General features: G+C 51.8%; 10 protein-coding genes. 3 read left to right on the top strand and 7 right to left on the bottom strand.

The window, feature by feature from the left end; genetic code table 11:
- The 3 genes from ACNA05_RS12965 to ACNA05_RS12955 form a co-directional block, all read right to left on the bottom strand.
- Positions 1-198 (bottom strand): hypothetical protein (locus tag ACNA05_RS12965; RefSeq protein ID WP_415811929.1); only part of this gene is annotated, 198 nt, incomplete at its 3' end.
- A gap of 150 nt (positions 199-348) precedes the next feature.
- On the bottom strand, positions 349-810 hold the full coding sequence (gene queF, locus ACNA05_RS12960) for a preQ(1) synthase (protein WP_415811928.1): 462 nt from the start codon (positions 808-810) through the stop codon (positions 349-351).
- 51 nt (positions 811-861) lie between these two features.
- Complete coding sequence (locus ACNA05_RS12955; RefSeq protein ID WP_415811927.1) at positions 862-2064, bottom strand: acyltransferase family protein; 1203 nt, start codon at positions 2062-2064, stop codon at positions 862-864.
- A gap of 95 nt (positions 2065-2159) precedes the next feature.
- On the opposite strand from ACNA05_RS12955, the gene ACNA05_RS12950 reads away from it, so the two are divergent.
- The gene (locus ACNA05_RS12950) at positions 2160-2327 is read left to right on the top strand and encodes a CsbD family protein (protein WP_415811926.1); all 168 of its coding nucleotides are present in this window, start codon (positions 2160-2162) and stop codon (positions 2325-2327) included.
- 21 nt (positions 2328-2348) lie between these two features.
- Entirely contained in the window at positions 2349-2540 is a 192-nt protein-coding gene (locus ACNA05_RS12945) for a CsbD family protein (protein ID WP_415811925.1), read from the top strand.
- Between the two features lie 68 nt (positions 2541-2608).
- Here ACNA05_RS12945 and ACNA05_RS12940 read toward each other — a convergent pair whose 3' ends face one another.
- From ACNA05_RS12940 to cysD, 4 genes are all read right to left on the bottom strand, one after another.
- The gene (locus tag ACNA05_RS12940; RefSeq protein ID WP_415811924.1) at positions 2609-3376 is read right to left on the bottom strand and encodes an alpha/beta hydrolase family protein; all 768 of its coding nucleotides are present in this window, start codon (positions 3374-3376) and stop codon (positions 2609-2611) included.
- 46 nt (positions 3377-3422) lie between these two features.
- Complete coding sequence (locus ACNA05_RS12935; protein WP_415811923.1) at positions 3423-4367, bottom strand: DHH family phosphoesterase; 945 nt, start codon at positions 4365-4367, stop codon at positions 3423-3425.
- Positions 4368-4379: 12 nt separating this feature from the next.
- Positions 4380-6317, bottom strand: coding sequence for a sulfate adenylyltransferase subunit CysN (cysN, locus tag ACNA05_RS12930; protein ID WP_415811922.1), 1938 nt, complete (start codon positions 6315-6317; stop codon positions 4380-4382).
- 232 nt (positions 6318-6549) lie between these two features.
- Complete coding sequence (gene cysD / locus ACNA05_RS12925; protein ID WP_415811932.1) at positions 6550-7479, bottom strand: sulfate adenylyltransferase subunit CysD; 930 nt, start codon at positions 7477-7479, stop codon at positions 6550-6552.
- 346 nt (positions 7480-7825) lie between these two features.
- Between cysD and ACNA05_RS12920 the strand changes: the two genes are divergently transcribed.
- A complete protein-coding gene (locus tag ACNA05_RS12920; RefSeq protein WP_415811921.1) occupies positions 7826-8998 on the top strand; it encodes a hydroxymethylglutaryl-CoA reductase in 1173 nt (390 codons plus the stop codon).
- Positions 8999-9049: the final 51 nt, after the last annotated feature.

Genomic DNA, 9049 nt, shown 5'->3' with positions numbered 1-9049 from the left:
CTGGCGGCTTCGGAAATGGGCCTGCGAGGCCTGTATCATCCCGCGGACATGCCGCCGTAATTGGCGGGCAAGAGCAAGGGCAGCGTCCGGATGAATAATCGCGGCGAGGAGCTGCGCACAGAGAAGTGCATATTGCGCCCGTAGCGGTGCAAGGTCGGGAAGCGGCTCCCCTTGCGATATGCGGTCCTCAAACGTCACATGGTGAGTATAGGTGAGATTTGGGATGTAGGGACGAGGTTACTGGAAAGCCGTAAAATCAGGAGGTTAAGGGAAAATAATGTTGTAGGCTTTTCCCCGCCTCCTGAAGAAAACACAAAAAACGGGCCCTTTGGCCCGCCTTTGGTTTGTTTATCCTCGTCCGCGGTAAGGTGGGACGCCTTGATCCGGTATCCAGACGCCTTCTGGCGCTTTGCCGTGTTGATAAAAAACATCAATCGGAATTCCGCCGCGCGGATACCAATAGCCGCCAATACGGAGCCAGGTCGGCTCGATTTCTTTGACGAGGCGGCGGCCAATTCCCGTTGTGCAGGCTTCATGAAAATCGCCGTGATTTCGGAAGCTTCCAAGGAAAAGTTTGAAAGCCTTACTCTCTACGATCCAGTCTTTGGGGCAATAGTCGACGACCAAATGGGCGAAGTCGGGTTGGCCTGTGACCGGGCAAATGGAAGTGAATTCAGGCGCGACCAGACGCACCATATATGGTTCGGGACAAGGGTTTTTAACCCGTTCCAAAACAGCCTCGTCCGGCGATTGCGGCAGGCCGTTGTTTTGTCCCAACTGGTCCAGGTCATTATAGCGGTCAGAAGCCATTGCGTCGTCCTTTTAAAGTCGGCAAGCGGTTAGACCAGCCCGGCTTTAAACTCAAGTCCGGGCTGCGTTTTGCACCGATGTCTTTCGGGCTTTGAGGCGATTGCCGATCCATTTTCCGCCGGGAACTTCGATGTAGTGATATGTCAAATGGGACATAACAATGACGACCGCCAGGTAAGGAATGAGGTAAAGATCGCCGGCTAGGCCTGCCCCGTCTCCGCCGCTGACAATTCCCGGGAACAGGCGCGTGCCGACGACGCCGAAGATTATCGCCAAGAAGAAATGGTTCATATAAACCGAGTAGGAAATTTTTGCGAGATAGCGAAAGACGGGCAATCCCATAAATTTCGAGATATATCCGCCGTCCAAAGCGAACAGCACAACGAAGCCGAAAATTAACGGCGCTGCAAAAAATTGGAGTATTCCGCCTGAGAAATAGATGAAGACTGAGCAAACCACTAAGTAAGTCACCTCTAAAGCCGAGGCCGTCTTGAGCGTCATAGGTTTTGGACTTGCCTCTTGATGGGCTTTGACTTTCGCAAAGGCCCAAGCGCCGAGGACGCCCGTGAAAAATCCACCCAAGCAGCGCAGAAACCCATAGTCATAGGTAATGTCCATATTGGGCTTGAGGTTGTATAAAGCGGCGTAAGCCCCGGCAACGCCCAGAGCCATGAGTCCGAAATGCCAGAGCTTTTTCGGCGGCGCCCAGAGCATCATACCGGCAAATACGAAATAGGCAAAAAACTCGACACTGATTGTCCAGCTCGGGGCATTGAAACTCAGCGAATCGTTCAGCCCCATAGAATGCGTGAGGGTCAGATTGGTGAAAGCGGACCACCAATTATCCGCGGCCTCCGGTGAAAAGGGCAAGACCTCCCCAGGTTCATGCGTCGCAAGTCCCACTTTATGCGCCCAGAGCCTGAAAACGGCGAAAGCAAAAAATAATCCGAAGGTGAATAAATGAAGCGGGTAGAGACGCGCAAAGCGTTTGCCGATGAAAGACTTGGCCTGCGCCGACCCGCTTAAATGATTGCGGTATAGAGTGAACATTAAAAAGCCGGAAAAAGCGAAAAACATATCCAGCATGAAAAAGGCATCATCGATAAATGTGCGGTAGTTTAAGTAGGAAAACCAGTTCGTGTGATGCACCGCGATTAATATCGCAAACAAGCCTCTGAACCCGTCCAGCGCCGCAAAATAGGGGCGAGACGCCATTTTGGCTTTAACTTTAGCGGGTTTGGCCGGCGAAATCATGCTTTCCCTTACACTTTGGACACAAAAATAGTCTTAACGGAACGAGAGCAAGGGCTAGCACGTAGTATAGGTGTCTAATGAAAGGAGACATCACAATGGAAGAAGAACATGTAAAATCCGCCGGAAACAAAGCCGCTGGTAAAGCTAAGGAAGCAGCCGGTAAAGCGACTGACGACAAAAGCTTGGAAGCCAAAGGCAAATATCAGCAAGCTAAAGGGAAAGCTCAGGAAGCTGTTGGCGACGCCAAAGACGCTCTGGACTGAAACCCAGCTAGGACTGATGTAATGACTGATGAATTTGATGACCATGAGAAGGCGAAAGCCAATCGGCAAGACGGTAAAATAAAAGAAAAAATCGGTGACGCCACTGATGACCCGTCAATGAAAGCCAAAGGCAAACTTCAAAAGGCCAAAGGTGACCTCCAAGAAATTATTGGAGATGCCAAAGATGCCTTGAAAGTTGACGTCAGCTCTTAGCTCAATCTTCAGTCAGACTTTTTAAAGCGCGCTCATTTCACTCCGAAATGGGGCGCTTTTTTGTATGGCTAGTCCGAGATATAGCGCGAAGACCAGGCGGCCAAAACCCGTCCGACATAATCGGCGTCTTTCTTGTTTCGCAGTAACAGGTGATCAGCGCCGTCTAGGCTAACGAAGCTCTTTGGATGCTTTGCCTTAGTATAAATATGCGCCGCATTTTCGATGCCGACAACAGCGTCCTGCGGCGAATGAAAGATGAGGAGCGCTTGCGGCAGGTCGCCAATTTCCATCGCGATGTCGTGGTTTTCGATATCATCTAAAAACTGCTCTTTAATGATGAAAGGCCGTCCGCCGAGCAAAACTTTCGCCTCCCCCTCTTCCTCAATTTCCTCAATCTGATCCGCGAATTGGTGAACGATATGTGTGGTGTCGCAAGGCGCGCCGATTGTCGCGACCGCTTTACATTCCGGAATCTCATCCGCGACCTTGAGCGACGCCGTGCCGCCAAAACTATGGCCGATAAGAATACAGGGCGGCATTTCATTTTCGCGGAGGTATTTCGCCGCGGCTAATATGTCGGCGACATTCGAGGAAAAATTCGTATCAGAAAAGTTGCCCCCGGATTGTCCCAGCCCGGTAAAATCAAACCGTAACATTCCGTATCCCTCTTCGACCAAGGCCTTGGAAATTGTCCGGATAGGTTTGAGGTCTTTGCCAATGGAAAAGCCGTGAGCAAACAATACCCAGCCTTTGATCTCGTTGCCGTCGGGTCGGTCAAGCCTCGCGGAGAGCTCGTCGCCAAAGGCGCCTTTAAATGATATGTTCTCACTTTGCATGGCTCACCCTCTCTGTTTAGACGGCCAAGCGCAAGTCACGTTTTGTTTAAAACGCGCCTTGAAAGGCTTTGAGGAAAGTGTCTAGATCACCTTCTGGCAGATGATTGATCCCGGCCGCCGCAGAACGTCCGCCGCCCGTTTCAAATTGCATAGCCAGATCATCCGCGCCCTGTCTGTTGGAGAGAGGCGCACGCAGGCTGACGAGAAAACCGCCGGATTTTTGCGTAAGAACCGCGTGGGCTCTCTCAGGGTTTGTCTGCGCCAGCTCATTGCCGTGGAGTCCGGACATCCGGCGCGATGACGCCGCATCCGGGAGGATAACGGCGTAGTGACTTTCCGTTTCCAGAACCACGGAACCCTCCGCCATAGCTCCGAGATCCGCCTCATAGCCCGCTTCGAGCTGGGCAAAGATGCCAGTTTTGGCGGATAGGAATTTCATGGGCGTTTCGAACCTGACCAATTCCCGAAACAGAGCCTCGGGGTGGAAATGCAAATCCGACAGATCGGCGCCGTATCCGTTATAATTTATCAGCAGACCAAGGCGCTCTAACGATTCCAGAGGTAAATCGAGATGTGCCGCCTTTTGACGGGCGAGAGCCGGGAAATTATCGCCAAACGCCGCCGTGACTGCCCATGCACGATAAGCTTCCCCGAGATAATCATCGACCAAAAGCGCTGTGCACATTTCCGGCGATGTATCGATGAAGGTTTCCAGATACTCGTGAGACGGAATGGGGTCGGCGTGATGATGATCAAAGTAATAAACCCCCGCGCCAGCGGTCAAAATACGCTCCAGGGAATCCCGATTCCGCGAGAGTGACACGTCCAGAACGGTGACGCGGTCGCCCTGCCCTGCATCGACACGCTTTAGCAGTTCAATGTCGCGCTTGCGCCCTGTGACCAATTGCGCTTCGCGCGGCTCGGCCAGGCGGAGCTGGACAAGCGAAATAATCCCGTCCGCATCTCCGTTGAAGACATCAAAATCCGCCATCGCTAATCCCGCTTAAATTCCGCCGCCATCTGAGAAGTTTTTGGACTGCGTTTCCAGATAAGCGTTATCCAACAAATAATCGACGATCATTTTGGCGGCTTCCTCGGCGCTACTATCAACGGTATTTACCGTAATTTCCGCATTTTTAGGCGGTTGGTATTCTGAGTCAATTCCGGTGAAGTTCTTAATCTCTCCGGCGCGAGCGCGGGCATAAAGCCCTTTCACATCGCGGGATTCGGCGACTTCGAGCGGCGTGTCGACAAAAATCTCTATGAACTCATCACCTGCCAGCATTTCGCGGATAGAATCCCGTTCGGCCCGGTACGGCGAAATGAATGCAGCCATCGTTATCAATCCAGCGTCGAGCATAAGTTTCGAGACTTCCCCAATGCGGCGAATATTCTCAATCCTGTCCGCTTTGGTGAAGCCAAGGTCGCGGTTTAGGCCATGGCGAACATTATCGCCGTCCAGCGTATAGGTGTGTTTCCCAATGGCCTGAAGCTGCTTATCGACCAAATTAGCAATCGTAGACTTCCCAGACCCAGAAAGTCCCGTAAACCAAAGCAGGACAGGTTTTTGACCCTTCTGCCCAGCCCGCGCCGTTTTATCAGTCGCCATATCTTGCCAAACGACGTTTTGCGAACGCCGAAGAGCGAAATTCAACATCCCGGCGCCGACCGTCGCATTGGTCTGGCGATCAATCAGGATGAACGCGCCCGTATGCCGGTTATCTTTATACGGATCGAAAGCGATAGGTTTGGACAGGCTGAGGTTCACAACGCCGATTTCATTAAGCTCGAGCGTTTTGGCTGCAACTTCAGAAAAGTCATTAATATCAATGCGGTGCTTCAAAGTCGTCACGCGCGCCGGCGTGTTAGAGTTCGTTGTTTTCAGCATATATTGGCGGCCCGGGAACAATTTGCTCTCGTCCATCCAGATAATATTGGCTTGAAATTGATCCGCTTGCTCTGCCGGAGCGTCCGTTCGGCAAATCATATCACCGCGTGAAATATCAATCTCGTCTTCCAGCGTCAGAGTGACCGCCATGTCTTCACGGGCGGTTTTCTTATTGCCGTCAAAAGTTACAATCTCTTTGACATGAGAACGTTTGCCGGACGGCGTCACAATAATCTCGTCGCCTTGATTGATGACGCCTGCCGCGATTGTGCCGGAAAATCCTCTGAAGTCTAGATTAGGGCGATTGACCCACTGAACCGGAAGTCGGAAAGGCGCTTCTAAGGACTTCGCTTCAACATCAACATTTTCAAGATAACTCAGAAGAGTCGGTCCCTGATACCAACCAGATCGATCAGAACGTTGAATGACATTATCTCCGTCCAGAGCGGATATCGGAACGCAAATAATGTCTTTAAAATCAAGGTCTTTTGCAAACTTCCGAAAGTCAACCTCGATGTCGTTATAAACAGATTGATCGAATCCATTTAGATCCATTTTATTGATCGCAACGACAACATGACGAATGCCAAGCAAAGACGCGATATAGGCGTGACGACGGGTCTGCTCTTGGACGCCGTAGCGGGCGTCAATTAGCAAGATGGCGACATCGGCGGTGGAGGCCCCGGTTGCCATATTACGCGTATATTGAACATGGCCCGGCGTATCTGCGACAATGAATTTACGCTTATCAGTCGAAAAGAAACGATAGGCGACATCAATGGTAATGCCCTGCTCGCGCTCTGCGGCAAGACCGTCCACTAAAAGGGCAAGATCCATTTTATCGCCCTGAGTGCCGGATTTTTTTGAATCCTTCTCAATGCTGGCAAGCTGATCTTCATAAATGAGTTTTGAGTCGTATAGCAGGCGGCCAATCAGGGTGGATTTCCCGTCATCTACCGATCCGCAAGTGATAAAACGTAAGTAAGACTTGCTTTCCTGCGCCTGAAGGTAAGCTTGGATATCCGTAGCAATCAAATCGTCGAGATGGGCCATTAGAGGTCTCCTCCGAGCGTATTTTCTAAATTTAATCTCTTCTCCCCGCTTGCGGGGGGAAGTGGCCGGAGCGGAGCGGAGGTCGATGGGGGGATATTCGCAAAATATTGACTGGAGTTAAAACTTACCCCCCATCCCCCTGTCGGGGACTTCCCCCCGCAAGCGGGGAGAAGAGATGGAAAAGCAATTTTTGGCGTATATGTCTTGATTAGGTATTTTTGAAGATGGGCCATTAGAAATACCCCTCTTCTTTTTTCTGTTCCATGGAGGCCCCGGCATCAGAATCGATAACCCGGCCTTGGCGTTCTGACGTTGTTGTCAGCAGCATTTCCTGAATGACTTCCGGTAAGGTCGCGGCTTCGCTTTCGACCGCGCCCGTCAAAGGATAGCAGCCCAATGTACGGAAACGGACAGATTTTATATCCGGCGTTTCGCCCTCTTTCAGAGGCATACGATCATCATCCACCATAATTAAGACGCCGTCGCGTTCCACGACTGGGCGAGGCTTAGACAGATATAGATCGGGAATAGGGATCGCTTCGCGGTGGATATACTGCCAAATGTCCAGCTCCGTCCAATTGGAGAGCGGGAAAACACGCATACTCTCGCCTTTTTGGACGCGGGTATTATAAATATTCCAAAGCTCGGGACGTTGATTTTTGGCGTCCCAACGGTGACTTTCAGATCGGAAAGAGAAAATGCGTTCTTTCGCCCGGGATTTTTCTTCGTCCCGGCGCGCCCCGCCAAAGGCCGCATCAAAATTATACTTATCCAAAGCCTGTTTCAGGCCTTGGGTTTTCATGATGTCCGTATGCACCGCAGAACCATGCGTGAAAGGGCCCACATCCTGCTCCACTCCGTCCGGGTTGATATGTACGATGAGTTCCATGCCCACGTCTTTCGCGCGTTGGTCGCGAAAGGCGTACATATCTTTGAATTTCCAGCGCGTATCGACGTGCATGAGCGGGAATGGCGGAGGCGAGGGATAAAACGCCTTCTGCGCCAAATGCAGCATGACAGAGCTGTCCTTACCGACAGAATAAAGCATAACAGGGTTTTCGCATTGGGACGCGACTTCGCGCATAATGTGCATACTCTCGGCTTCCAGACGATCAAGGTGTGTCAGGGACAGTCCAGACTGCGCCGCAACCTCTCTTTCCATTGTTGTAAGTTTCGTCAAAGCCTGATCATGGGTTTTGGTCGTCAGAGATCCGCCGCTTTGTAAACGCGTAAGGGTCTTGCCATCATTGAAAACCTTCCGTGAAATCGTCGTCAGAGACTGCCCTGTCGCTTCAGCCAGGGCCTTACTGCGTTTGATAATATCGTCGTTCATATCGCGCCTTCCATTCCCGTGGGATATTTCCCACGCGTTTCTCAGAGGCGCTATTTAGGAGGTTACAGAAAAATGTAAACCCGTTGTGGGAATTTTCCCACGATAGCAATTTTTTGCATGAGCGCTAATTTCAGACGTTAATTGCGAGATCACTCGCTTTGTGGAAAGATATCGTATGACATCCCCTTCTATTCCAAGAGATAAAACATTCGATTATAGCGCCGAAATGATGGAAAAACGGCGAGCTTTTCTCGAAGCTCAGCGTTCTGTCTCCTTGCCGCATACCGGCCAGACGAGTTTTGATCCCGCCTCTCTTGCCGGGAATATCGAAAATGCGTTTGGCGCGACGCAAGTTCCGATCGGACTTGCCGGGCCGTTGACGATAAATGGCGAGCACGCCACGGGCGACTTTTACGTGCCATTGGCGACAACCGAAGGCACGTTGGTGGCAAGCTATTCCCGCGGAATGGGCGTTTTACGGGCGGCAGGCGGAGTCACAACCACGGTTATTGAACGATATATGCAGCGCGCCCCTGTCTTTCATTTTGAGAGCGCGCGTCGGGCACGGGATTTTGGTCAATGGCTGGCCGATAATTTAGACGGCGTGAAAAAGGCCGCGAATTCAACGAGTTCTGTCGGCAAACTAAGCCATATTGAACAATATGGCGTGTCGAAAATGCGCTATCTGCGGATGAATTTCACAACTGGCGATGCGGCGGGACAAAATATGTCAGGCAAGGCTGCGCAGGCTGCCTGCCAATGGATTATCAAAAATTGCGGTTTCACGACGCGTTATACCCTGTCCGGCGCTATCGACACCGATAAGAAGCACTCCCAAATCAATACGCTCCACTCCCGAGGCGCGCGTGTCGTGGCCGAAGTCACCCTGCCCGCAGATTTAGTGCGGGAGAAGTTACGCGTCGAAACCAAGGATATGTATCGCGCCCGACAAGTCTCGACGCTCGGCGGCATGCTGGCCGGGACAAGCAACAATGGACTACACGCCGCCAATGCGCTTGCCGCGCTCTTTATCGCAACGGGTCAAGACGCCGCCAATGTGGCCGAAAGTCAGGCCGGCCTCACTTATGTGGAGCTGAACGATGACGGCTCGCTTTATTGGTCGATCACTCTGCCCTCGCTCATCGTCGCAACCTATGGCGGCGGCACAGGCCTGGCGACGCAGAGAGAATGCTTGGAAGTTCTGGATTGCTACGGCGCTGGGAAAGCCTTGAAGTTCGTTGAAATTTGCGCGGCCACAGTGCTCGCGGGCGAGTTGTCGCTCGCCTCAGCCGTGGTCGGCGGCGATTGGGTGGAAAGTCACGATTCGCTCGGACGGAACCGGCCTTAGAAAAAAATCGCAAAAAATCAGGCGCCAAACCTGATAAATGACTTGCCCGAC

Origin of the sequence: Litorimonas haliclonae (assembly GCF_965138505.1) — a bacterium.
In the GTDB taxonomy this organism is placed as follows: Bacteria; Pseudomonadota; Alphaproteobacteria; order Caulobacterales; family Maricaulaceae; genus Litorimonas; species Litorimonas haliclonae.
The sequence above is the reverse complement of the archived record's forward strand: the minus strand, read 5'-3'. Positions and strand labels throughout refer to the sequence as shown.